General features: G+C 74.0%; 11 protein-coding genes and 14 pseudogenes. 17 read left to right on the top strand and 8 right to left on the bottom strand.

Features of this window, described 5'->3' with window-relative positions; translation table 11 throughout:
• Positions 1–414: 414 nt before the first annotated feature.
• From FF86_RS64370 to FF86_RS56950, 8 genes and pseudogenes are all read left to right on the top strand, one after another.
• Positions 415–1,431: pseudogene (locus FF86_RS64370) on the top strand (hypothetical protein); the annotation flags it as partial.
• Between the two features lies 1 nt (position 1,432).
• Positions 1,433–1,917 (top strand): toll/interleukin-1 receptor domain-containing protein (locus tag FF86_RS56975; RefSeq protein ID WP_242419462.1); only part of this gene is annotated, 485 nt, incomplete at its 5' end.
• A gap of 905 nt (positions 1,918–2,822) precedes the next feature.
• Positions 2,823–3,156, top strand: a pseudogene (locus FF86_RS63070) (AAA family ATPase); the annotation flags it as partial.
• Between the two features lies 1 nt (position 3,157).
• The coding region (gene fxsT, locus FF86_RS24455) for an FxSxx-COOH system tetratricopeptide repeat protein (protein WP_396230059.1) at positions 3,158–6,857 on the top strand (3,700 nt) is incomplete at its 5' end.
• 1,366 nt (positions 6,858–8,223) lie between these two features.
• Positions 8,224–10,578 (top strand): annotated as a pseudogene (locus FF86_RS64365) (aKG-HExxH-type peptide beta-hydroxylase); the annotation flags it as partial.
• 140 nt (positions 10,579–10,718) lie between these two features.
• A pseudogene (locus FF86_RS56960) lies at positions 10,719–10,959 on the top strand (FAD-dependent monooxygenase); the annotation flags it as partial.
• 1 nt (position 10,960) lies between these two features.
• Positions 10,961–11,490: pseudogene (locus tag FF86_RS56955) on the top strand (FAD-dependent monooxygenase); the annotation flags it as partial.
• A gap of 1 nt (position 11,491) precedes the next feature.
• Positions 11,492–12,497, top strand: a 1,006-nt coding sequence (locus tag FF86_RS56950) for an FAD-dependent monooxygenase (RefSeq protein ID WP_242419461.1), incomplete at its 5' end; no start/stop codon positions are given.
• A gap of 168 nt (positions 12,498–12,665) precedes the next feature.
• Here the strand turns inward: FF86_RS56950 and FF86_RS24435 are convergent.
• Positions 12,666–13,043 (bottom strand): ArsR family transcriptional regulator, encoded by a 378-nt coding sequence (locus FF86_RS24435; RefSeq protein ID WP_236706547.1) that lies wholly within the window; start codon positions 13,041–13,043, stop codon positions 12,666–12,668.
• 152 nt (positions 13,044–13,195) lie between these two features.
• Here FF86_RS24435 and FF86_RS24430 point away from each other — a divergent pair.
• From FF86_RS24430 to FF86_RS56935, 4 genes and pseudogenes are all read left to right on the top strand, one after another.
• Positions 13,196–13,732: pseudogene (locus FF86_RS24430) on the top strand (MerR family transcriptional regulator); the annotation flags it as partial.
• Positions 13,733–13,815: 83 nt separating this feature from the next.
• A pseudogene (locus FF86_RS56945) lies at positions 13,816–13,933 on the top strand (aldo/keto reductase); the annotation flags it as partial.
• A 1-nt stretch (position 13,934) separates the two neighbouring features.
• A pseudogene (locus tag FF86_RS56940) lies at positions 13,935–14,171 on the top strand (aldo/keto reductase); the annotation flags it as partial.
• Position 14,172: 1 nt separating this feature from the next.
• Positions 14,173–14,793: aldo/keto reductase (locus tag FF86_RS56935; protein WP_242419459.1), on the top strand; the 621-nt coding region annotated here is incomplete at its 5' end.
• On the opposite strand, the gene FF86_RS24420 is transcribed toward FF86_RS56935, so the two are convergent.
• The 6 genes and pseudogenes from FF86_RS24420 to FF86_RS56910 form a co-directional block, all read right to left on the bottom strand.
• A complete protein-coding gene (locus tag FF86_RS24420; RefSeq protein WP_082122197.1) occupies positions 14,783–15,607 on the bottom strand; it encodes a response regulator transcription factor in 825 nt (274 codons plus the stop codon). The two genes, FF86_RS56935 and FF86_RS24420, sit on opposite strands and share 11 nt — an antisense overlap.
• A 214-nt stretch (positions 15,608–15,821) precedes the next feature.
• Positions 15,822–15,963, bottom strand: a pseudogene (locus FF86_RS56930) (hypothetical protein); the annotation flags it as partial.
• Position 15,964: 1 nt separating this feature from the next.
• A pseudogene (locus tag FF86_RS56925) lies at positions 15,965–16,141 on the bottom strand (cobaltochelatase subunit CobN); the annotation flags it as partial.
• Position 16,142: 1 nt separating this feature from the next.
• Positions 16,143–17,619, bottom strand: a pseudogene (locus FF86_RS56920) (cobaltochelatase subunit CobN); the annotation flags it as partial.
• Positions 17,620–17,622: 3 nt separating this feature from the next.
• Positions 17,623–17,944: pseudogene (locus FF86_RS56915) on the bottom strand (cobaltochelatase subunit CobN); the annotation flags it as partial.
• A gap of 1 nt (position 17,945) precedes the next feature.
• A partial coding sequence (locus FF86_RS56910) for a cobaltochelatase subunit CobN (RefSeq protein ID WP_242419457.1) occupies positions 17,946–19,619 on the bottom strand: 1,674 nt, incomplete at its 3' end.
• Between the two features lie 137 nt (positions 19,620–19,756).
• Here FF86_RS56910 and FF86_RS24410 point away from each other — a divergent pair.
• The 5 genes and pseudogenes from FF86_RS24410 to cobJ all read left to right on the top strand — a co-directional run.
• A partial coding sequence (locus tag FF86_RS24410) for a nitrite reductase (protein ID WP_242419455.1) occupies positions 19,757–21,163 on the top strand: 1,407 nt, incomplete at its 5' end.
• 11 nt (positions 21,164–21,174) lie between these two features.
• A complete protein-coding gene (locus FF86_RS24405) occupies positions 21,175–21,819 on the top strand; it encodes a precorrin-8X methylmutase (protein ID WP_199865489.1) in 645 nt (214 codons plus the stop codon).
• Positions 21,816–22,024 (top strand): annotated as a pseudogene (locus FF86_RS63065) (SAM-dependent methyltransferase); the annotation flags it as partial. The gene FF86_RS24405 and the pseudogene FF86_RS63065, both read left to right, overlap by 4 nt.
• A gap of 1 nt (position 22,025) precedes the next feature.
• Positions 22,026–22,585: pseudogene (locus FF86_RS56900) on the top strand (SAM-dependent methyltransferase); the annotation flags it as partial.
• Position 22,586: 1 nt separating this feature from the next.
• The coding region (gene cobJ / locus FF86_RS56895) for a precorrin-3B C(17)-methyltransferase (protein ID WP_242419453.1) at positions 22,587–23,465 on the top strand (879 nt) is incomplete at its 5' end.
• 610 nt (positions 23,466–24,075) lie between these two features.
• On the opposite strand, the gene FF86_RS24395 is transcribed toward cobJ, so the two are convergent.
• Positions 24,076–24,271: transposase (locus tag FF86_RS24395; protein ID WP_242419474.1), on the bottom strand; the 196-nt coding region annotated here is incomplete at both ends.

The raw sequence follows: 24,271 nt of genomic DNA, 5'->3' as shown, positions 1-24,271 counted from the left end.
GAGCTGGAGCGCGTCTGGGACGGCCTGTGCCGGCACGGCCATCTCGTCCTCGTCCCCGAGGAGGACCTGTCCGACATCGGGAGGGCGGAGCTCGCCGGGGAGTACCAGCACCGTTACAAGCTGCGCTACGACGTCGCCTGGTGGGTGGACTGCACCCGGGGCGCCGACATCGCCGCCCAGCTCGACGAGCTCGCCGACCAGGCCCGCGCGCGGCTGGCCGACTGCGCCGCGGATGCCGCGCCGGTGCCTGGCGAGGGGTGGCTGCTGGTCTTCGCGGGGGTGGGCAGTCCCGAGGAGGCCGAGCCGTACCTGCCCGGCCGCGGCGCGCACTGCCTCATCGTCGCCGACCGGACGGTGGACTCCTGGCGGGATCGGACGGTGGCCATCGGGCCGCTGCGTCGGCGCGAGTCGGTCATGCTGCTCACCAGCGCCGCGCCCATGGTCGATCCGGCCACCGCCGCCCGGCTCGGCGAGCTGCTCGGCCACCGGCCCGGGCTGCTGGCCGAACTCGCCGGCTACCTGATCCGGGAGACGGCGGTGACCCCGGAGCTCTGCCAGCGTCTGCTCGAGATGGCGGTGCCCCGGCCGACCCCGCCCGCCGCCGAGCCGTCGCCCACATCCAGCGGCGCCGAGCCGGCCGTCGCGGGAGAGCCGGCGGACCCTGACGGCGCTGTCCGCCTCTCCGAGGGCAACGGTTCCGCGGAACCCCGCCGCGGTCGCGGCGTGCCGGACGGCCCCGACGTCTCGGGCTCCCGCGGGGCCCCCGACAGCCGCCGTGCCGCGGGCGGCCCCGGTGCTGCTCACGGCTCCGGTGCCGCGGGCAGCATCCGGGCAGCCCACGGCGGCGGTCCTGGTCACGGCGGCGACGCTGCCCACGGCGGCGGTCCTGGTCACGGCGGCGACGCTGCCCACGCGCAGGCGGCGGCCGCCCGGGAGGTCGACGCGCTGGTGGCGGCGCTGATGGAGGTGGAGTACATAGCCGAACCCGCCGGGTTCGAGCACTGGCTGGACGAGCTGACCCGCCTGCTTGGTCGCACCGTCGCACTGACCTCGCCGTGGCTCGCCGTCCGGCTGACCACCCTGGTCACCGAGGCAGTCCGCGAGCCAGGTCGCAGGATGCTCGACGCGCTGGTCCAGTCGCTGGAACTGGTCGCTCCCCGGGACGATCGGGCGGTCTCCGTCGTCCGCCGGCTCGTCGCCGAGCTGGCCGCTCGGCGTGCCGGTGGGCCCGAGCCGTCCGCCGATCCGGGGGTGCGGGCAGCCGGCCCTCAGTTCGTCTCCTGGCCGTTGGGCGACGGTGTCGCGCCGTCCGCGCCGCCGCCGCCCCGCGGGCCGGCCGGCGCGGCCGCCTACTACTTCTTCACCAGCCATGCTCATCGTCATGACCGGGACCGCGTCGTCGCCTTCCACCGGGAACTCGAGGCGGAACTGNGGCGCAAGGTCCGCCGGCGGGTCGAGCCGGCGGGCTTCCTCGACGCCGAACGGATGGGCGGCGGGGAACACTGGCCCACCGCGCTGCGCGACGCCGCGCGGACCGCGCCGGTGCTGGTCGCCCTGTGGTGCGACGACTACTTCGAGAGTGACTGGTGCGGCCGGGAGTTCGGGGTCTTTCAGGAACGGATTCGCCGGGCGACCAGGCCGGGGGGGAAACCTCCGGCGGGCATCATTCCGGTGCCCTGGCTGGTACGGGAGGCGGACGTGCCCGAGGCCGCGCGGGAGCTGCACATCGCGCGGATCGATCTTGGTCGGAAATACGACAACCTGCCTGTCCTGGACCTGATGCGACACCCCGCAGCGTTCGCGGAGTATGTGAGCCTGTTGGCCTACCGGGTCATGGACGTCGCTCGCGACGAACTACCGCCGCTGGCGGCCGACGCGACCGAGCTCGTGCGTTCCCCGTTCCACCCCGAGTCGTGATGTACCGCACAGGATCGGTTGCCCGACCGTCGGCGCGTCGCGGGTCGGGAACGGAATCCGGGGACCGTCGAGGAAAGAATGCGGTCTGGCCGGAGCCGGTCGCCGTGGACGTGAGAGGCACGGGTGTGATGGTGGGGCGGGCGCGCTGTCGTGGAATGCGACCCGAGGGGCGCCGATGACCCCTTTCTTCCTCGTGCATCATGCCCTTGCCGGGGGCGACGGCAGCTATGTGCAACGCTTCGCCGGCGACGTGCAGGACGGCGTCTACGAGCGNTTCGGTCGCCGCGAGGCGTTCACGGGCGGGGTTGCCGGGGCGGAGGCGTCCGCGCCGGGCTCGCCGGGACAGTCGAACGCGCAGGTGNTGTTGTCGCCGGTGCTGGTGGCGCTGTACTCCGACGCGTACTTCTCCGACCCGCAGTGCCGGGTCGAGTGGTCGCTGTTCCGGGAGCGGCTGCGCTGGCACCAGCACTTCACCGGGCGCCGCTCGCCGGCGCTGATCGGCGTCCCCTGGTCCATCCGGGCGGTAGCGCCCCCGGTGCCGATCCGGCAGACGGACATGATCGACGACGACTTCGGCGCCGAGTTCGCCGCGGGTGGAGCGCTGCGGCTGATCCGTGCCGCCCCCGCCTCGCCCGGCTACCGGCACCTGGTCGGGGCCGTCGTCGAGCTGATCGCGCGGGCTCGGGTGGACGGGCCGCCGTCGCTGTCCGAACGCGACGCCGAGCTCGTGCGGCTCTCCGGCCGGACCGCCTGGGCGGGCGGGGCCGCCGCCCAGGATCCGCGGCGGCCCGCACCACGCGCGGCGTTGCGCCTCGGCGGGGAGCGCCGGTGGCGGATGGCCGATCCCGAGCACACCCGCCGGCCCATCCTGCGTCGAGCCGGCGTCGCGGAAAGGGGCGAAGACGATGACTGAGGTCACCGGGAGAACCGAGGCCGCCGGGAGAACCGAGGCCGCCGGGAGAATCGAGGCCGCCGGGAGAATCGAGGCCGCCGGGAGAATCGAGGCCGCCGGGGGAACTGAGGCCAACGGGAGATCGGACCCCGCCGAGAGCCCGGCGCACATCGTCACCTTCTACTCGTACAAGGGCGGCGCCGGTCGCACGATGGCGGTGGCGAACGTCGCCTGGCTGCTCGCCGCGTCCGGCAAGCGGGTGCTCACCGTCGACTGGGACCTGGAATCCCCCGGCCTGCACCGCTACTTCCGGCCCTTCCTGCAGAACAAGGAGCTCGACAGCAGCGNCGGCGTCACGGAGATGCTGGAGGGTTTCATCCGGGAGATCGACCGCCTGCAGAACGCCGGGCACCCGGGGCTGGAGCAGGTTGTGAGCCCGCCGGACGCGGCCGCCATCCGGGAGATCACTGCTCATTACAGCGACTTCCGGCACAACGTCGAGACGATCGAGTGGCCGGGTTTCCCCGCCGCCGGGCGCATCGACTTCCTCGGCCCGGGCCGGCAGACCGCCAAGAACGCCGTCGTCGCGGTGGCGCTGCCGTGGCCGGCGTTCTTCGAGGACACCGACGGGCGGGCCTACTTCGCCGCGCTGCGTGACCGCATGCGCTTCGCCGGCTACGACTATGTCCTGATCGACAGTCGGACCGGAACCTCGGACGCCGCGGGCATCTGCACCCAGTTGCTACCGGACACCGTCGTGGTCGGCTTCGCGCTGAACAACCAGTCGATCGACGGCGGCGCCGCGGTGGTGCGCCAGATCCGCGGCGGCGAGCGGGCCATCCGTATCCTGCCGGTCCCGATGCGGGTGGAGGACACCGAACAGCGCAAGCAGGAACTACGCCGCCGTGCGGCCTTCCACGCGTTCCGCCCGGCGCTGAGCGACCTGTGCGGACCGGATCTCCAGGCGCAGCGGGCGCGCCTGATCGAGCTGGAGGTCCCCTACAAGGCTGCCTACGCCTACGAGGAGGTGCTCGCGACCTTCCTCGAGGACCCCGCGAGCCGGTCGGGCCTGCAGGCCGCCTACCGGGTGCTGGCCAGCGTGATCACCGGGGATGAGTCGCTTTCCACCCGGCCGGTGCCCGCCGAGGAGCGGGAGCGGGTGCTGCGCGCCTTCGAGCACTACGGGCCGCCCGCCCCGCGCTCCGTGGCGGTCTTCGGCGCGCCGGAGGACCGGCCGTGGGTCGACTGGCTGGTCTCCGTGCTCACCCCGACCGGCGTGCGGGTTCGACCGGTGTCCCCGACCTCCGTCACCCAGGAGGACTTCCCCGCGGCCGACGCGCTGATCGTCGTCGGCTCGCCGAACCTCGGGCCGGACACTCCGGGCGAAGCGGCACTGCGTGCGGTGGTGCGCGCCCGCGGGCGCGACGGGGTCGCGCGAGCCGCGGCGAGCATCATCCAGGTCGGCGTGACGCGGCTGGACGACGACTACACCAGCGCCGAGCTGATCGGGCTGACGACGCTCGCGGAGCGGGAGGCGGCGGTCGAGGTCCTCGAACGCCTGGCCCTGCCCGTCCCCGGGATCGGTCTCGGCGACCTCACCGCGGTCACTGCCCGCTATCCGACGCGCCGCCCGCGGGTCTGGACGATGCCGACGATGTTCAGCCAGCCGTTCATCGGCCGTCACGTCCTGCTCGACACCCTGCGCGATCGGTTGCTGCCCGGCGGTCGGGCCACCGGCCCGGCCCTGCTGGTCGGCGGCGACGGGATCGGCAAGAGCGCGGTCGCGGCCCAGTTCGCCCTCCGGTTCGGGGCGGACTACGACGTCGTCCACTGGATCCCGGCCGGTGACGAGACGTCCGTGCGGCGCTCCCTGGCCGACCTCGCCGTCCTGCTGCGCCCGGACAGCGACGTGCCGCAGGCCCAGCGTTCCCCGTCGGAGCAGCTCGAACGGGTGGCACTGGACGCGCTGCGCCGCGGCGACCCGTCGTCGCGCTGGTTGCTGATCTACGACGGCGCGGGGGACCCGGCGTCGCTGGCCGGGCTGGTGCCGACGGCCACGTCCAACGGGCACGTGCTGATCACCTCGGCCGAGCCGGGGTGGCGGGACCAGCCCGGCGCCCTGTGGGTGGAGCCGTTCGCGCCCGAGGAGAGCCTGGCGTTCCTGCGCCAGTGGCTGCCCGCGGTCGACCGGGAGAGGCTGGAACTGGTCGCCAAACGCCTCGATCACCGCCCGTCCGGTCTTCGCACGGCCGTGGGTCGGCTGCGCCAGGACTGGCGCGGCGCGGAGATCGACGACCAGGCGGTCGACGCCTACCTGGCCCAGGCCGTCGGTGCCACGGCCGAGACGACGACCTGGACGGTGTCCTTCGAGACGCTGCGGTCCGCGGCGAGTCCGGTCCGACGGGCGGCGGCCCGCCTGTTGGAGCTGTGCGCCTTCCTGTCCCCGCAGGGCGTCCCGCGCGGCCTGCTGGAGTCACCGGTGATGCTGCGCTACCTGGCCGGAGAGGTCGGCGACGACACGATCGCCGACCCGACCGTGCTGCCCGAGTTGTGGGGGGAGATCCGCAAGCCTCGGCTGGCCGAGGTCGACGCCGTGCCGGAGGGGCAGTTGCGGCTGGCGGCGCGCTGGCAACTGCTGCTCGTCGAGCGGATGGCCCCGGCCGCGCGGACGGCGGCGCGCCAGGCGGTGCTCGGGGTCTTCGCCGAGATCGCGCTGGCCGCCCCACGGGCCGCCGACCCGGGAAGCTGGCCGATCTACCGGATGCTGGAGGAACAGGTCGTGCCCTCCGGCGCGATCGACAGCCCGTCGCCCGCCGTGCGCCAGTGGCTGGTGTCCCAGGTGTACGCGATGTGGCGGTCGGGCCGGCTGGAACTCGGCCGGGACATGGCCGAGCGCACGCTGGACCGCTGGCGGGAGCTGTTCGGGCCGGACGACCCGCTGACCCTGCGGATGGCCACCCACCTGGCGATGCTGCTGCGGGACCTCGGCCGGTTCCAGGCCGCCTACGACCTCAACACCGACACCCTCGCCCGCCAGCGCCACCACCTGGGCATCTATCACCGGCACACGCTGATCACCGCGATGAGTTACGGCATCGACAGCCGCGAGCTCGGGCGGTACGCGATGGCGGCGGCCGAGGACAGCAGCACCCTGCTGGGGTTCCGGGAGACCCTCGGCGACAACCACCTCGACACCCTCATGGCCGCGAGCAACCTTGCGTTGTCGACCTTCCTGGCGGGCCGCGCCCGAGAGGCGCTGAACCTCAGCCTGGACACGATGCAGCGGCTGCGGCTGGTCGGCGGCGAGAACACCTCGCAGTTCTGGTGGTTGCAGGCGCGGGCGGGAATCTGCCATCGCGAGCTCGGTGAACTGGAGCAGGCCGAGGGGCTGCTGCGGCAGGCCGCGACGAGCCTCGCCGACATCGAGGGGAGCACCACCCACCTGACGCTGCGCTGCAACAAGCACCTCGCGGTCGTCCTGCGCCTGCGGGGCAGCGCGGATGCCGCCGATCACCTGGCGGCGGAGACGCTGCGACGCTACGTCGAGATCTACGGCGAGGCGGACCTGGGCACGATCGCCTGCCGACTCAGCCGCGCGGGTCACCTGCACGCCCTTGGGGAGCATCACCGGGCCGCGGTCGAGGCCGAGTCGTGCCTGCGGGAATACCTGCGGCTGCATGGCCCCGAACATCCGTTCACGAACATCTGCCGGTCCGATCTGTCGATCTATCTGCGCGCCGACGGGCGGCCGGCCGAGGCGCTCGCACTCGCCGAGCAGGCATATCTCACGCTCGCCGACGAGCTCTATCTGCACCATCCGTTCGCCTTGGCCGCGGGGGTGAACCTCGGTGCCGCGCGGGTCGCGTTGGACGACGTCGACGAGGCCCGCCGGCTGGCGGAGGAACTGCTGCAGGAGGCCGAGATGTCCCTGGATCGGCATCATCCCCATCTGGCGACACTGCGTAATAACGTGGCGGTGCTGGCCGCCGGGAACGCGGATGGCGGGCACGGTCACCGGGACATCGACATCGACATCTCCAGTGTCTGAACCGATCTCCGCTCCGCATCGGACGCATGCGCCGGCCACCACCCGTCGGGACCCGGCAGAAGGAGGAGCTGATGGTGACTGTTCCAGATGACTCCCTTGAACCCAACATCTTCACCGCCCGGCATATCGGCGACGAATACAACGGCATCATGCGGGAATTTCGCCGGGCGGTTGCGATTNCTGGGGCGCAGCACATCGAATACTACGATCGCGGACTGCCGACGGTGGCGGCGGATCTGCTCGCCCACCCGGTTCTGGCCGAGAACTTCCGTGGTGCCCGCACGGTTGAGCGGGCCCGCCGGGACTACGAGACGATCGGCCGCCAGCTCAACCATCGGATGACCGAACTGAATGCCGCACTGTTCGGTGTGGCCGGCGGTCGCCTGATCAGGACGGTCTTCGCGGCGCCCGATCGGGCGGTGCTGTACTTCGACATCGACGAGGGGCAGTACATCGTCGGCGTGAGCCTCACCGCGGACGCCCTGGACGCCGCCGACCTGACGCTGTCGGCGGCGGCGGCGCGGATCCGGACGGCCCGGGGCCTCGCCGACCCCAACTATGGCGGGTACCACCAGGGCGGCTACTACCAGCCGCCGGGGGCGCCGTCGGCAACCGGAGCGCTCGACGCCCGGCCGAGGGAGGACGCCGGTGAAGACCATGCCGGTGAAGACCATGCCGGGGGAGACCATGCCGGCGAAGTCGAGGCCGGCGAAGTCGAGGCCGGGGGAGCGGCCCACATCTTCGCCTCGCTGCCACGGCCCTCGGTGCCGGTGTTCGCCAATCCCTGGGCCACTCTGATCCACCGGCGCTGGTCGCCGCTGCGCGATGGCCGCGAGGAGCTGTTCCAGGCGCAGGCGGTGAACATTCTTCAGCCGGCCGACCTCCAGTACATCGCGCTGGTGCGCGAGGGTCGGGTGAGCGCCGCGGACGTGCTGGACCACAGCGACCTGAACGAATTCTTCGTCGGTCCCGGGCGGACCGCTCGGCGGGACGCCTTCGAGCGGGTCGGCGCCGAGTTCCTGGTGCTGAGCGACCTGCTCGACGGGCTGCTGCGCTCGGTGCTCAACCGTCGCCTGACCCGCACCGTTCTCGACGTGGAGAAGGGCGCGCTGTATTTCCACCGGATCAGCCGGGACGAGGTTCTGCTCGGCGTCACTGTCGACCAGCGGCGGGTGGCCGACGCGGATCGGCGGTTCCAACTGCTCGTGCACCGATTCACCGCCGCCCGCGGGGAGTGATAGGCGGGCCTCGGTGCCGACGGGAACCCGTCGTTGGACGGGATCGCCGCCGATCCCGCCGCGCTATTCTTCGTCGTGCAGGTTCCTGCGCCGCAGGACGCGCACCGGCGTGGTGGGAGGCTCCACCGATGGCACACGATCCGACCCCCCTGCCCGGCGGTCTGGTGGACCTCTGCGGGTTCGACATCGACCGGCTCGCCGCATTGTCCGGCCCGGTGTCCGGGGAATGGCTGCGCCAGGTCGCGGCCTGGATCGGATATCCGGCCGCGCCGCTGCCGCCCGCCCTCGCCGCCGCGTTCAGCGGTTCGCTCACCACCGCCGGATACCAGCCCCGCAGCCGCCTGTACGGCGAGGTGTCGGACGGTGAGGTCCGGCGTGGCCGCGAGGTCGCCGAGCTGGCGCGTCCCGGCGAAGCGGCCGCGCTCCCGGCCGCCCCCTCCCCGGCGGCCGCGCGCCCCCGCCTTCCCCACGACCCTGCCCCGCTGACCGCCGCCGGGGCGTGGGCGGGGTTCGCCGGCTCGCGGGCCGGGCCGCCCGCGCCCTCGGCTCGCCACCGAGTCACTCACGGTGACGTCGACGCGGTGGCACGCGGGCGGGCCGGCCCCGCCGTGCTCACCGAGCTGCGTCGAGCCCAGATCAGCCGGCGGATGCTGCTGCTCTGGGCCGTCCTGCGCAGCATGCGCGCCGCCGATGTCGATGCCGAGACGCAAGCCTGCCTGGCCACGGCGGTGCGGGCGCTCGCCCGGGCCCAGCGGCGGGCGCCCGGTGAGGTGCACGCCCTGCTGCTGCACCCGACGGTCGGGATCTGGCTGGTGGACAGCCTGCGCCGGTGCTGGCGGGCGGCTGCTCGGGTCGACGGTGCTCGGGTTGACGGTGCTCGGGTTGACGGTGTCGGCGCGGCCGACGTCGACGGTCTGGGTTACCTCGGCGGGATCGCGATCGCCGCGGCCCTGCGCGCCCGGCAGCCGTGCCGGGTGCCGGTCCGGATCGTCGACGGGCTGATCGCCGTCCCGACCGTCGGCTGCGCCGTCGTGGGCGCGGCGGGCGGCTGGGCGCTTGCCGTCGTCACGCCGGCCGGCGCCGGGGGCGACCGGCCGTCGGCGCTGCGGGTGATGCTTCCCGACCGGTGCATCGTGGTGCGGCCCGATGATCCGCACCCGCCGACCGGGGGCGCCTGGCTCCCGGCGCGGTCTGCGTCGGCCGCCGCCGGGACCGCTGCCGCTGCCACTGCCGCTGCCGGCGGCCTCGAGCTGTCGCTGGAGGACACCGACCCGTTCCGCGGCAGCGACGCCCTCCCGCTGCCCGTCGCGGCGCGCGGCGGCCCGGCCACGGCGGCGCGCTGGCGGCGGCTGACCGGCGCGGCCGGAGCCATTCTGGCCTCGACAGATGCCAGCCAGGCGGCCGAGGTCGCCGGTACCCTGCGCGCCCTGGTGCCGCTGCGCGACGCGCCGGATCAGCCCAGCAGCAGCGCCACGGTGACCGACGCCCTCGGCACCATCATGATCACGCCACCGCTCGACGCGATGCGGCTTGCCATCGCGCTCGTCCACGAGGCGGCGCACAGCCGGCTGGAGATGCTGGGCGACATCACGCCGCTGGTACGGGCGGTCGAGGGCCCTCGGGTGCACTTCGCCCCCTGGCGCCCCGATCCCCGTCCGCTGGTCGCCGTCCTGCACGGCGCCTTCGCCTACTCCCGGATGGCCGCCTTCTGGGCGGCCCGCTGGGCGCGTCCGCCGGGCGCCGATGATCTGCAGGCGGCCTACGAGCTCGCCTGGTGCCGCGGGGCCCTGCGCCTGGCGCTGCCGGCGCTGCGGGCCGCCGGCGGCCTCACCGAGGCCGGTGACCACGTGGTCGCGGCGATGGAAGCCGACTGTGACGGCTGGGACCGCGTCGAGCTGCCGGCCGCGCTGACCCGGGCCGCCCGGCGCGTGTTGCGCGACGTCGGCGTGGTCTGGCGGCTGCGCAACATCCGCCCCGACGCCGAGCACATCGCCGGTTGGGCGTGGGACTGGCTGGCTGGCCGGCCCTGCGGACGCCCGGCGCCGCCGCGCTCCCGGGTGGAGCCCTGGACCACGCCGCACCCGGTGCACCGCCACGCCCGCCAGCGGCTCACCGCCCTCGCCTTCGCCTCGCCCCGCTGCGGCGGCCTGCACCTGCCCGGCGCGGCCACGGCCGGGGATCGGGCGGCCGTCGCCGGTGACACCGCCCGCGCGGCGGTCGAGTTCCGCCGGGAGCTGCGCGAGCGGCCGGGACGGGTGGAGTCCTTCGCCGGGCTGGCGCTGATCCACGCCGCCCGGGTCGGCGGTGGGCTGGAACGACGGCTCTGCCTCGATCATCCCGAAGCGCTGCTGGCGCTCGGTGAGCGGATCCGCGCCGCCACAGGTCGCACCCCCGACCTGCCCGACCTCACCGCCTGGATCGCCGCCGCCCGCCCCACGGGCCCCACCCGGCCGGTTCGGCGCACGGTCACCCGCGCGCAGCGANCCCCCGCCGCGTCCACCTGCTGACCCGTGGTTGTGCCGCTCCCGCGTAAGAGCGGGAGTGTCACGGAAAGCGTCAGGCCTATGGCGTTCCGCGTTCATATCTTCTACGGTTGGTAGAAGTCGAGGCGGAGGAGCGCGCGATGACGGATGGCGCGGTGCTGGATGTGCTGGTGGTCGGCTACGGGCCGGTCGGCGCGGTGCTGGCGGCGCTGCTCGGCCGGCGCGGCCTGTCGGTCGGCGTCGTCGAACCGCAGAAGGAACCCTTCCCGCTGCCCCGGGCCGTGGGCCTCGACGAGGAGACGCTGCGGCTGCTGGTCGGGCTGCCTGGCCTGGCCGGCTTCCTCGACCGGGTGCACGCCAGCGGCCGCAGCGCCATCCTCGNGCCGAACCGGCGCGTGCTCATCGAGCTCGGCCTCGGGGAGAGTGAGCTCGGTACCCCGGTCGCGGCGTTCTTCCACCAGCCATCGTTCGAGCGGGACCTGCGCGCCGGCATCGCCACCCTGCCCGGCGTCACCGTGCATCTCGGCCGGTCGGTGACGGCGCTGCACCAGGCCGGCGAGCCGGCGGACGCGGGCGATCCGGGTGATCCGGGCGATCCGGGCGGGACGGTCACCGCCGAGCTGGACGACGGCAGCCGGCTGCGGGCCCGCTGGGTGGTCGGCTGCGACGGCGCCTCGAGCCCGGTGCGCGGCATGCTCGGCGTCGACTACGCCGGGTCGACCTTCACCCAGCCCTGGCTGGTCGTGGATGTCGAGACGCCGACGCCGCTGGCACACCTGCCGTACTTCTCGTTCGTCTGCGACCCGCGGCGCCCGGCGGTCACCATGCCGATGCCCGGCGGCCACCGCTGGGAGTGGATGCTGCTGCCCGGGGAGGACCCGGCCCGGATGGCGCAGGCCGACGGCGTCCGCGNGCTGCTGAGCGACTGGGTGGACCCGGACACGGTGCGGGTGGTACGCACCGCCGTCTACACGTTCCACGCCCGCACGGCGGCGCGCTGGCGGGTCGGCCGGATCCTGCTCGCCGGGGACGCGGCGCACAGCATGCCGCCGTTCGCCGGCCAGGGCCTCGGCGCCGGGCTGCGCGACGCCGCCGCGCTGTCCTGGCGGCTCGCCGAGGTCATCGGCGGGCTCGCCGGCGAGGAGCTGCTCGACGAGTACGAACGCGAACGCCGCCCGCACGTCGAGGCGATGACGTCCGCGGCGCTGCGGGTCGGCCGGGTCGTGCAGACGACGAACCCGCGGCTGTCCCGACTCACCCGGTCCGTGCTGGTCACCCTCGACCACGCCCCCGGCCTGCGCCGTGCGCTGCGGGGCGGCGCGGCCCGACCGCGGCCGCGGCTGCCCCGCGGTGTCGCCGGCACCCGTCCCGCCGCCGGGCGGATCCTGCCGAACCCGCGGCTGCGCACCATGGACGGCCGCGTCATCCGCCTCGACGATCTGCTCACCGACGCCTGGACGCTGATCGGCCACGGGATCGACCCGACCGCCGGCCTGGACCCCGCCGCGCGGGACTGGGTCGACCGGCGGGCCGCCACCGCGCTCACCGTCGTCGCCCCCGGCGGTCTGCGGGCCGTCAGCGACGTCTCCTGCCCGGCGGTCGAGGACCTCGACGGCACGCTGCTGCACGCGCTGCGCACCCGCCGCCCGCTCCCGATCGCGCTCGTCCGACCCGACCGCTACCTCGCCGGCCTCGTCGCGGCGCCGCTGCGAGGTACCGACCTGCCCACCCCGCCGGCCACGCGCGGCTCTGACACTCCGTGGGCGGCTCGGCCGGCGTCCCGTTATTCGACCTCGCGAAGAATCCGTTCCAGGCTGGTCAGGCGGCCGCTCATCTCCGCGAGCTGCTTGCCGATGTCCGTCAGTTTCGCCGACGTCTGGTATTGGGCGTCGGTCGCGCCGTCAGCCAGTTCGCGGTAGTTGGATTCCTTGCTCAAAGCGACCTTCATGCGGGAGCGGGCCACCGCATACCAGGCGATGACGGCCACGAACAACAGGGAGACGATCAGCGAACCGAACGTCCACACCATTCCGTCGATCGACCACGAGTGCTCGTCCGAGGCGGCGTCCGCCAGACTCTGGATCATGTCAGTCTCCGTTCTTGCGCGACGGGGGGACGGGTCGGTCGGCCGCGCCGTCCGCATCGATGGTCAGGGTTAGGGCGGCGGCCGCCAGCATCTCGGGTGTGAGGGTGAGCGCGAACGGCACGATCTCGTAGAACTTCATGGCCTTACCGTCTTCGGATACCTCGATGTGCGGCGAGACGAGTCCGGCGGCCTCCAGCCGGCGAAGGTGGACCTGGAGAAGGGGACGGCTCATCCCCAGGTCCCGGGCGAGCTGGCTGACATAGGCACGTCCACCGACCAGCGCCGCGATCGTCCGGAGGCGATGGGGGTTGGCGAGCACCGCAAGGAGGCGACACAGCTCGTCGCCAGTGACTTCAGGCTGTCGCACAATCACCTCCACCTACCTGCAAAAAAAATTTTGCACGTGCCGCGGATGGTTGTCAAGTGCGGGTGGGGGCGGTCCCTGGCGGCCTGTGAGCATCGTGTGCGTCGTCCTGCGGTGAATCGCGGGAGTTTTGACTTGGAGTGCGCTCCAGGTCCTAGCGTGGTCCCATGGCCACGCTCGAAGCACCCGCGACGACGTCCAGCCCGACCATCCCGCCCCGCCAGGCACCTCCCCGGCAGGCACCTCCCCGCCAGACAACGTCGCCCCGGCAGACAACGTCGCGCCAGGCCTCGTCCCGACAGGCCCCGCTTCGCCAGGTCCCGCCGCGATCCGAACCGGCGGGCGTGGTCGAGCCGGGGGATCCGCCCCACGCAGCCTGCGAGGAGCCGGTGTTCGACCCGCTGGCGGGGGACAGCGGCACCGGCACCCTGACGATCGCCGAGGCCGCCGCGGCCACCGGCGTCAGCACCCACACGCTGCGCTACTACGAACGCGCCGGGTTGATGCGGGACCCGGTCGCCCGGGCCACCTCCCAGCACCGGCGCTACTCCGCCGACGACATCCGCTGGGTCACGTTCCTGACCCGGTTGCGGACGACCGGCATGCCGATCCGGGAGATGGCCCGCTACGCCCGGCTGGCCGGCGCGGGCGAGGGCAACGAGGCCGAGCGCCTGGCGCTGCTCACCGAGCACCGCCGCCGAGTGNTGGAGCGCCTCGACGAGGTCCAGCGCAACCTCGCCGCCATCGACAAGAAGATCGCTGTCTACCAGGAAAGGATCGACCGCTGATGCGCAGGGTCACGTTGGGCAGCCAGGGACTGGAGGTCTCCGTCCAGGGCCTGGGCTGCATGGGCATGTCCGAGTTCTACGGCGCCGGGGACGACGCCGAGTCCGTCGCCACGATCCNCCGCGCGCTCGACCTCGGCGTCACGCTGCTGGACACCGCCGACATGTACGGTCCGCACCGCAACGAGGAGCTCGTCGGGCGGGCGATCGCCGACCGCCGCGACCAGGTCGTGCTCGCGACCAAGTTCGGTATCGTCCGCGACCCGGCCGACCCCACCGTCCGAGGGATCGACGGCCGGCCGGAGTACGTCCGCTCGGCCTGCGACGCCTCGCTGCGCCGGCTCGGCGTCGACCACATNGACCTGTACTACCAGCACCGGGTCGATCCGACGGTGCCGATCGAGGAGACCGTCGGCGCGATGGCCGAGCTCGTCGCCGCCGGGAAGGTGCGCTACCTCGGCCTGTCCGAGGCGGCGCCGGCCACCATCCGCCGAGCCCACGCCGTCACGCCGATCACCGCACTGCAGACCGAGTACTCGATCTGGTCCCGCGAGCCGGAGGCGGAGATCCTGCCGACCCTGCGCGAGCTCGGGATCGGGTTCATCTCCTACAGCCCGCTGGGACGGGGCTTCCTCACCGGCGCCTTCCGCTCGGCGGCGGACTTCGCCGCCGACGACTTCCGTCGGAACATGCCGCGGATGAACGGCGAGAACCTGGCGGCGAACCTCGCCGTGGTCACCGAGATCGACAAGCTCGCCGCCGAGAAGGGCGTGACGCCCGCGCAGCTCGCGCTGGCCTGGGTGCACCACCAGGGTGACGACGTCGTGCCGATCCCCGGCACGAAGCGGCGCCGCTACCTGGAGGACAACATCGCCGCGGCGGAGATCGCCCTCACCCCCGCCGAGGCGCAGCGGCTCGGCGCCGCCGGGTCCGTGGTGGCGGGCACCCGCTACCCCGACATGTCGGGGGTCAACGGGTAACCGAGGCCGCCGAGGCCGGGGGCGGGGCCGAAGCCAGCGGCGGAGGCGAGGCCGAGCAGACGCGGTAGCCGATGCCGCGCACGGTGAGGATGTGGGTCGGGGCGGAGGGATCCACCTCCACCTTGCGGCGCAGCCGGCGGACGTGGACGTCGAGCATCCGCGCCCCGCCGAAGTAGTCGTAGCCCCAGATCCGTTCCAGGAGCTGCTGGCGGGTGACGGCCCGGCCGCCCGCCACGGCGAGTTCGCACAGCAGCCGGAACTCGGTGCGGGTCAGGTGCTGGTCCTCGCCGCGCCGGCTGACGGTCCCCTCGGCCGGGCGGATCTGCAGGTCGCCGACGCTCAGCGCGCTCGCCGTCGCCTGCTCCGGATGGACGCGGCGCAGCAGGGCCCGCAGCCGCGCCAGCACCTCCGGGGTGACCGGGGGAGCGGTGACGTAGTCGTCGGCACCGGCCTCCAGGGCCGCGACGACGCCGGTCGGGTCCAGCCGGTCGGCGACGACGACGAGGGGGACGTCGCCGGCGGCGCGCAGCCGGCGACAGAACTCCAGCCCGTCCATCGGCGCGGCCCGACCCGGGTCGTCCGGAGCCGACCGATCATCGCCGGCCGGCCCGAACACCAGCTCGTCCAGCCACAGCACATCGGTGGCCAGCGGCAGGCAGGTCAGCACGAGATGCGCGCCGCGCGCGGCCAGCAGGGCGAGGGCCTGCTCGCCGGTCCCGGCCGTGTCGACGCCATAGCCCTCGCCGAGCAGGGCGGGCACCAGGTCGCGCCGCAGGGCGGCCTCGTCCCCCACCAGCAGAAGTGTCGTCCGCACCTTGGTTATTTTCCCGGATCCGGCCTGGTTGTCCCCTCCGAGGCCCGTCCGGACCAGGGCCCACCGACCCCGTCCGCGCCGGGAAACCAGGGCTGACAAGGCCCTCGACGGCTCCCGACATGCCATTCGGCACATNCGACCGGTGGCCGAACGGCCCCGGACGGGGGTACCGCTGGTCCGCCCGGCGCGGGCAGCCCGGCCCGGCCCGATCGGGTCAGGCCGGCCCGGCGCCCGCGGCGCCGTCCTCCAGGTCGCCTTCGGTACGAAGGTAGAGCTCCTGCAGGGCGTCGAGGGTGGCGGGCTCGGGATGCTGCCACATACCCCGGGCGGCGGCCTCCAGCAGCCGTTCGGTGATGNCGTGCAGCGCCCAGGGGTTGGACTCGGTGAAGAACTTCTGGCTGTCGGCGTCGAGGGCGTAGGTCGCGGCGAGCCGCTCGTACATCCAGTCGGCGACCACGCCGGCGGTGGCGTCGTAGCCGAACAGGTAGTCGACGGTGGCGGCCATCTCGAACGCGCCCTTGTAGCCGTGGCGGCNCATCGCCGCCAGCCAGCGGGGGTTCACCACCCGGGCGCGGAAGACCCGGGAGGTCTCCTCGGTCAGGGTCCGGGTGCGCACGGCCTCGGGCCGGGTGCTGTCGCCGATGTAGGCGGCGGGCGCCCGGCCGGTCAGGGCCCGCACCGTCGCGACCATCCCGCCGTGGTACTGGAAGTAGTCGTCGGAGTCGGCGATGTCGTGCTCGCGGGTGTCGACGTTCTTCGCCGCCACCGCGATGCGCCGGTAGGCGGCCTCCATGTCGGCACGGGCGGGGGCGCCGTCGACGCCGCGCCCGTAGGCGTAGCCGCCCCAGGTGGCGTAGACCTCGGCGAGGTCGGCGTCGTCGCGCCAGTTGCGGCTGTCGATCAGTGGCAGCAGCCCGGCGCCGTACGCCCCGGGTTTCGACCCGAAGATGCGCAGCGTCGCCCGCCGCTCGTCGCCGTGGGTCGCCAGGTCCGCGCGGGCGTGGGCGCGGACGTGGTTGTCCTCGTCGGGTTCGTCGAGACCGGCGGCCATCCGCACCGCGTCGTCGAGCATCGCGACCACATGCGGGAAGGCGTCGCGGAAGAAGCCGCTGATGCGCACGGTCACGTCGATGCGGGGGCGGGCGAGCTCCGCCAGGCCGATCGGTTCCAGCCCGCTGACCCGGCGCGACGCGTCGTCCCAGACGGGCCGGATGCCGAGCAGGGCGAGCACCTCGGCGACGTCGTCGCCGGACGTGCGCATCGCGCTGGTGCCCCAGACGGACAGCCCGACGGACTGCGGCCAGTCGCCGGTGTCGGCCCGGTAACGGTCCAGCAGCGACGTCGCCATCGCCTGGCCGGTCTCCCACGCCAACCGGCTGGGGACCGCCTTCGGGTCGACGGAGTAGAAGTTGCGGCCGGTGGGCAGCACGTTGACCAGGCCACGCAGCGGGGAGCCGCTGGGGCCGGCCGGGACGTAGCCGCCGTCGAGGGCGTGCAGGACGCTCGCGATCTCGTCGGTCGTCCGCGCGAGCCGCGGCACGATCTCGGTGGCGGCGAAACGCAGCACCGCCCCGACCGCCTCTCGCCGCGCATCCGCGGGTGGTTCCGGTTCCTCCTCGGGGCCGGCTGGTGCCGCGGGCAGGACGGCGTCGAGGGCGGCGGGGACGGCGGCGGGCTCCCAGCCGCGGTCCTCCATCGCGGTGACCAGCGCGAGCGCGGTGCGCTCGGTGGCGTCGACGTCGGCGCGGGCGGCGCTGTCGTCCTCGGCCAGGCCGAGGGCCTCGCGCAGCCCCGGCAGCGTCCGCTGGCCGCCCCACATCTGGCGGGCCCGCAGCATCGCGAGGACGAGGTTGATCCGCGCCTCGCCGGCCGGGGCGACGCCGAGCACGTGCAGGCCGTCGCGGATCTGCGCGTCCTTGACCTCGCACAGCCAGCCGTCGACATGCAGCAGGAAGTCGTCGAACTCGGCGTCGTGCGGCCGGTCGGCCAGGCCCAGGTCGTGGTCCAGCCGGNCNGCCTGGATGAGGGTCCAGATCTGGGCGCGGATCGCCGGGAGCTTCGCCGGATCCATCGCCGCGATCGAGGCGTGCTCGTCGAGGAGCTGCTCCAGGCGGGCCAGGTCGCCGTAGCTCTCCGCCCGTGCCATCGGCGGGACGAGATGGTCGACCAGGGTCGCGTGCGCCCGCCGCTTGGCCTGCGTGCCCTCGCCGGGGTCGTTGACGAGGAACGGGTAGATCAGCGGCAGGTCGCCGAGGGCCGCGTCCGTCGGGCAGGACGCGCTCATCCCCACCGTCTTGCCGGGCAGCCACTCCAGCGTCCCGTGCTTGCCGAGATGGANGACGGCGTGCGCGCCGAAGCCCCCGGCCGCCGCCGGGGCGGCGAGCCAGCGGTAGGCGGCCAGGTAGTGATGGCTGGGAGCCAGGTCCGGGTCGTGGTAGATCGCCACCGGGTTCTCCCCGAAGCCGCGCGGCGGCTGGACCAGCAGCACGACGTTGCCGGCCCGCAGCGCGGCGAGGACGATCTCGCCGTCCGGGTCGCGGGTGCGGTCGACGTACAGCTCGCCCGGCGGCGGCCCCCAGTGCCGCTCGACGCTGGCCCGCAGGTCGGCGGGCAGCGTTGCGTACCAGGCCCGGTAGGCGGCCGCGGAGATCCGCACCGGGTTGCCGGCGAGCTGCGCCGCGGTCAGCCACGCCGGGTCCTGCCCGCCCGCCGCGATGATCGCGTGGATGAGGGCGTCGCCGTCCTGCGCGGCGACCCCCGGCAGGGCGTCCGGGCCGTCGGCGGGACCGACGTCGTACCCGGCGGCGCGCATCTCGCGCAGCAGCCGCACGGTGCTCGCCGGGGTGTCGAGGCCCACGGCGTTGCCGATCCGGGAGTGCTTCGTCGGGTACGCCGACAGCATCAGCGCGACCCGCCGTCCGGCGGGCGCGACGTGCCGCAGCCGGCCGTGCGCGACCGCGATGCCGGCGACCCGGTCGGCCCGCTCGGGATCGGCGACGTAGCTGGTCAGCCCGTCGGGGTCGACCTCCTTGAAGGAGAACGGCACGGTGATCAGACGGCCGTCGAACTCGGGGATCGCGACCTGGGTGGCGGCGTCCAGCGGCGACAGCCCGTCGTCGGAGTCCGCCCACGCCGCCCGGCCGCCGGTCAGGCACAACCCCTGCAGGATCGGGATGTCCAGCGCCGCCAGCGCCCCGACGTCCCACGCTTCGTCGTCGCCGCCGGCGGCGGCCTGCGCCGGCTGGCTGCCGCCCGCGGCGAGCACCGTGACGACGAGGGCGTCGGCCCGGCCGAGCGTGGCGAGCAGGTCCGGCTCGGCGGTGCGCAGCGACGCGCAGTACACCGGCAGCGGCACGCCGCCGGCCCGCTCGACCGCGGCGCACAGCTCCTCGACGAACGCCGTGTTGCCGGCGACGTGATGCGCTCGGTAGTACAACACCCCGATCACCGGGCTGCCCTGGTCGGCGGCCGTCGGTGCCGGTTGAGCTGTCGGTGCCGGTTGAGCTGCGGCGGGCCGGTCGAGCACGCCCCAGGCCGGGGTCGTCACCGGCGGGGCGAACCCGCCGCCGGTGAGCAGCAGCGTGTCGGCGAGGAAGCGGTGCAGCTCGCCGAGGTTGGCCGGCCCGCCCTCGGCGAGGTAGGCGTGCGCCTCGGCGCAGATGCCCGCCGGCACCGTGGAGATGGCCATGAGCTCCGCGTCCGGGGCCCGCTCCCCGCCGAGGACGACCACCGGCCGCGGCCCGGCGAGCAGGGCGGCCAGGCCCTCCTCCCACATCCGCCGTCCGCCGAGGATGCGCACGACGATCACGTCCACGCCGTCGGTCAGCTCGTCGAGGTCGCTGGCGTCGCTGGCGTCGGTGACGTCGAGGCGGGCCGGGTTGCCGAGCCGGTAGCGGGCGCCGCTGGCCCGCGCGGAGAGCAGGTCGGTGTCCGACGTCGACAGCAGCAGGACGACGGCGTCGAGCTCGCTTTCGGCGGTGAACTCGGACGGCGTGCTGGGCGCAGGGGTCATGGTGCTGCCTCTCCCGGGGTTGGGCGCCTCACCATCGCAGAACGGCCGCTGGGTGTGTCAAGCGCTGTGCGGATACCGCCACGAACAACGATCAACCGACAGGTGCCGGGCGAGGCACGTATGCTCCGCCGGTGCCNACCAGCCCGCGGGAGCGCGCCCATGACGCCTGCCCCGGCGTGCTGCGGACGCATCCGGCCGCGGACGGCGCGCTCGCCCGGCTGCGGATTCCCGGCGGAGCCCTCGACAGCGGCACGGCGCGCGCGCTCGCGGCCTGCGCCCGGGATGTCGCTGACGGTTTCCTGGAACTGACCTCCCGGGGGAACGTGCAGCTTCGCGGCCTCGCCGACGGCGCCGCCGCGGTCCTCGCCGCGCGGGCCGGGGCGGTCGGGTTGTTGCCGTCGACCACCCACGAGCGGGTCCGCAACATCGTCGGCTCCCCGTTGTCCGGGCGCGCCGCCGCCGGGGTGCGGGACATCGCCTCGCTCGTCGACGCCCTCGACGCGGGGCTGTGCGCGGACCCGCAGCTCGCCGCCCTGCCCGGGCGGATGCTCTTCGCCGTCGACGACGGCAGCGGCGACCTGGCCGAACTGCCCGCCGACCTCGCCCTGCGCGCCCTGCCGGCGGGGGAGACGATGCTGATCGTCGCTGGCGGGCCGACTGTCGCTGGCGGGCCGACCGCGCTGCGGATGCCGGACCGCGCCGCCGTGCCCGCGCTGCTCGCCGCCGCCCGGGCCTTCCTCGACGTCCGCACCGCCGGGGGCGCCGCCGCGACAGCCTGGCGCGTCGCCGAGCTGCCCACCGGGCGGGATCGCCTGCTCGCCGCAGCCGCAGCCGCCGCTGGTGTCGATGTCGCCGCCGGTGTTGATGTCGGCGCCGGTGTTGATGTCGGCGGTGGACCGCCGGGCGCCCGGCCGGGTCGGCACCGCCAGCGGGACGGTCGATGGGCGTTGACCGCGCTCGTCCCGCTCGGGCGGCTGCGGGCCGACCAGCTCGACCTGCTCGCCGCGGTCGCCGAGGCTGACGGTGACGGCCAGGTGATGGTGACACCGTGGCGGTCGGTCGTGCTGCGCGACCTCGACGCTGCGGCAGTGGCGCGGGAATCGGACCGGCTGGCCGCCACGGGCCTCGTCGTCGACGCGGACTCGGGCTGGGTCGGGGTCACGAGCTGCGCCGGGCGGCCGGGATGCGCCAAGGCGCTCGCCGACGTTCGCCGCGATGCCGGCCGATCGGCGGGGGCAGGTAGCGCCCCGGGGCGGCCTCCCTCGCCGGGCGACGGACCGCGGCACCGTCGGGATCGGCTGCCCGTGCACTGGTCGGGCTGCGCTCGCCGGTGCGGCCAGCTGGCCGGCGAGGTGGTCGAGGTCGTCGCCGATGCCATCGGCTACCGGGTCCGCCGCTGTGCCGGCAGCGGGACGCTGGTGCCCTGGTCGGACGGCGCCCTCCCGGGTGAGGTGTCGGCCGTCGACTGGGACGCGCTCGTCGACGTGGTGGCGGCGCAGCGGTCGGTTGCCCGCCCGCGTCGGGATGGACGGGAGAATCGTTGATGGAGGTGGCGATGGCGGCCGGAACGCCGCGTCCCGACTACGTCCGGGACGGCGCGGAGATCTACCGTCGTTCGTTCGCGACGATCCGCGCCGAGGCCCGTCTCGACGGGCTACCCGTCGACGTCGCCCGCGTCGCCGTCCGCATGATTCATTCCTGCGGCATGGTCGACCTCGTCGACGATGTGGCCTTCAGCCCCGGCGTGGTCGCCGCGGCCCGGGCGGCCCTGCTGGCCGGCGCGCCGGTGCTGTGCGACGCCCAGATGGTCGCCGCGGGGGTGACCCGCCGCCGGCTGCCCGCCGGCAACGACGTGCTGTGCCTGCTCGGCGACCCGCGGGTGCCGGGCCTCGCCGCAGAGCTGGGCACGACCCGCAGCGCCGCGGCGGTCGACCTGTGGGGCGAGCGCCTCGCCGGCGCTGTCGTCGCGATCGGCAACGCCCCGACCGCGCTGTTCCGGCTGCTGGAACTCGTCGCGGCCGGCGCGCCACGGCCGGCGGCCGTCCTCGGCGTCCCGGTGGGCTTCATCGGCGCGGCCGAATCGAAGCAGGCGCTCGCCGATGATCCGGCGGGCCTGGAGTTCCTCGTCGTGCACGGCCGGCGCGGTGGCAGCGCGATGGCCGTCGCCGCCGTCAACGCGATCGCCAGTGAGGACGAATGAGCGACCCGCGTGAATCGGCGGAGGCCAGCTCGACGGGCCGGCTGTGGGGGGTCGGGGTCGGTCCCGGTGACCCCGAGCTGATGACGCTGCGGGCGGCGCGGCTCATCCACGACGCCGACGTGATCGCCTATCACAGCGCCCGGCACGGTCGCAGCATCGCCAGGTCGATCGCCGCCTCGCACCTGCGCGGCGACCAGATCGAGGANGCGTTGGTCTACCCGGTCACCACGGAGACGACCAGTCATCCCGGCGGCTACCGGGGGGCGATCGACGAGTTCTACGAGGACTGCGCCAAGCGGCTGGCGGCCCACCTCGACGCCGGCCGGACCGTCGTCGTCCTCAGCGAGGGCGACCCGTTCTTCTACGGGTCGTTCATCCACCTGCACCGCCGTCTCGCCGATCGCTACCCGACCGAGGTCGTGCCCGGGGTGACGTCGTTGTCGGCGGGCTGCGCGGTGCTCGGCCGCCCGCTCGTCGAGGGCAACGAGGTCCTCACCGTCCTGCCGGGCACGCTGACGCCGCAGATCCTCGCCGAGCGCATCGCCGGCACAGACACCGCGGTCGTGCTCAAGATGGGCCGGACCTTCCCCGGCGTTCGCGACGCCTTCACCGACGCCGGCCGGCTCGCCGACACCTGGTACGTCGAGCGGGCGACGACCGCCGGTCAGCGGATCGCCCCGCTCGGCGAGGTCGACCCGGCCACCGTGCCCTACTTCTCCCTGGCCGTGCTGCCGAGCCCGGTGCGCGGCCCGGACGATCCGGCGCCNCTGCGCGCCGGCCAGGCCGACTGGGTGCTCGTCGGCGCCGCGAGCCAGCCGGCGCCGGCGCCGGCGGTCGGGGAGGCCACCGATGCGCCCCGCGCCGTCGAGGTTGGCGAGGTTGGCGAGGTCGTCGTGGTCGGCGAGGTCGTCGTGGTCGGGCTCGGCCCGGGCGCGCAGGGCTGGTTGACCCCGCAGGCCGCCGCCGCACTCGCCGCCGCCGACGACCTCATCGGCTACGGCCCCTACCTCGACCGGGTGCCCGCCGATCCGCGCCAGCGCCGACACCCGTCGGGCAACACGGTCGAGGCGGAACGCGCCGAGCTCGCTCTGGAGCTGGCCGCCGCCGGGGCGAACGTCGCGGTGGTGTCCTCCGGCGACCCCGGCGTCTTCGCGATGGCGACCGCGGTCGTCGAGGCCGCGGCGCAGCGGCGGTTCGCCCACGTCGACGTGCGGGTCGTGCCCGGGCTGACCGCCGCCCAGGCGGTGGCGAGCCGGGTCGGCGCGCCGCTCGGCCACGACTTCTGCGTGCTGTCACTGTCCGACCGGCTCAAGCCCTGGGAGATCATCGAGGGGCGGTTGCGCGCCGCCGCGGCGGCCGACCTCGTGCTCGCCATCTACAACCCGGCGTCGCGGACACGCCGCGAGCAGCTCGAACTGGCCCGCGCGGCGCTGCTGGAGCACCGCGCGCCGGACACTCCGGTGGTGATCGGTCGCGACGTCGGCGGCCCCACCGAGACCGTCACCGTGACGACTCTCGGCGATCTTGACCCGGGCGTGGTCGACATGCGCTGCCTGCTGCTCGTCGGCTCCTCGACGACGCGGATCGTCCGCCGCGGCACCGGCCGCGACCTCGTCTTCACCCCCCGCCGCTACCCGGCACCGTGAGGTGCGGGTTGGGGAAGAAGCAGTAACGATCTTCTCGCCGGCCCGATGGGGTGTTGGTGGTCTGGGTGCGGAAGTGCCCGGGAGTCGGTTCCGCGGGGCCGCACCAAGCGATCTAGTTAGGCAGCTTGACTGTGTGGAGGCGTTGTCTCGGAGGTCGAGTGCTGGGGGCCTGGGTTGGGCCGGTTGGTGTGGATGGAGTCGTGGAGGTTCGGTGGGCCGCCGTCGGGGGTGTGGATGGCGGTGGGGTTGATGTGTCGGGATGTGTCGGGTGGTGTCGGCGAGGGTGCTGGTGGGGTGGGGGCCGGGGTCGAGGGGTGGGGGTGCGGCCGTCGGGGGTGTGGGCGTGGGCGGTGCCGTCGGGGGTTCGGGTGAGGGCGATGTTGTCGTCGTGGATCGTGTGATGGTGGGCGGAGCAGAGCAGGAGCAGGTGGTCGGTGTCGTGGGTCCGCCCAGGACCCCCGCGTGCCGCCCGCGAGCCTGTCACGATTTCCGTGTAAGCCAGAGGTGAATAGCTTAGCTTACGCGTTCACACTATCAGAAAGGTAGGCGTCCGGGGAAGAGGCTGGAGAGCGTGTTGAGTGCGATTTTCCATCCGTGGGTTCCGGTGCCNGACTCGCCGCCCCGCTGACTCGATATGTTGCGAAGCCCGAGGTAGAGTAGCTTCATCGCCGCGTCACGGTCGGGAAAATGCCCGCGGTTCTTCGTGATTTTCCGGAGCTGGAAGTTCATCGACTCGATCGCATTGGTCGTGTACACGATCTTCCGGAGCTCGGGTGGGTAGTCGAGGAACGGAATGAACTCCGGCC

Source organism: Frankia sp. CpI1-P, assembly GCF_001421075.1.
In the GTDB taxonomy this organism is placed as follows: Bacteria; Actinomycetota; Actinomycetes; order Frankiales; family Frankiaceae; genus Frankia; species Frankia torreyi.
This window is presented reverse-complemented; position numbering and strand designations above follow the sequence as displayed.

Coding starts and splice junctions, on each gene's coding strand:
- FF86_RS24405 (WP_199865489.1), top strand. CDS start 21,175: ATGGCGGCCGGAACGCCGCGTCCCGACTACGTCCGGGACGGCGCGGAG.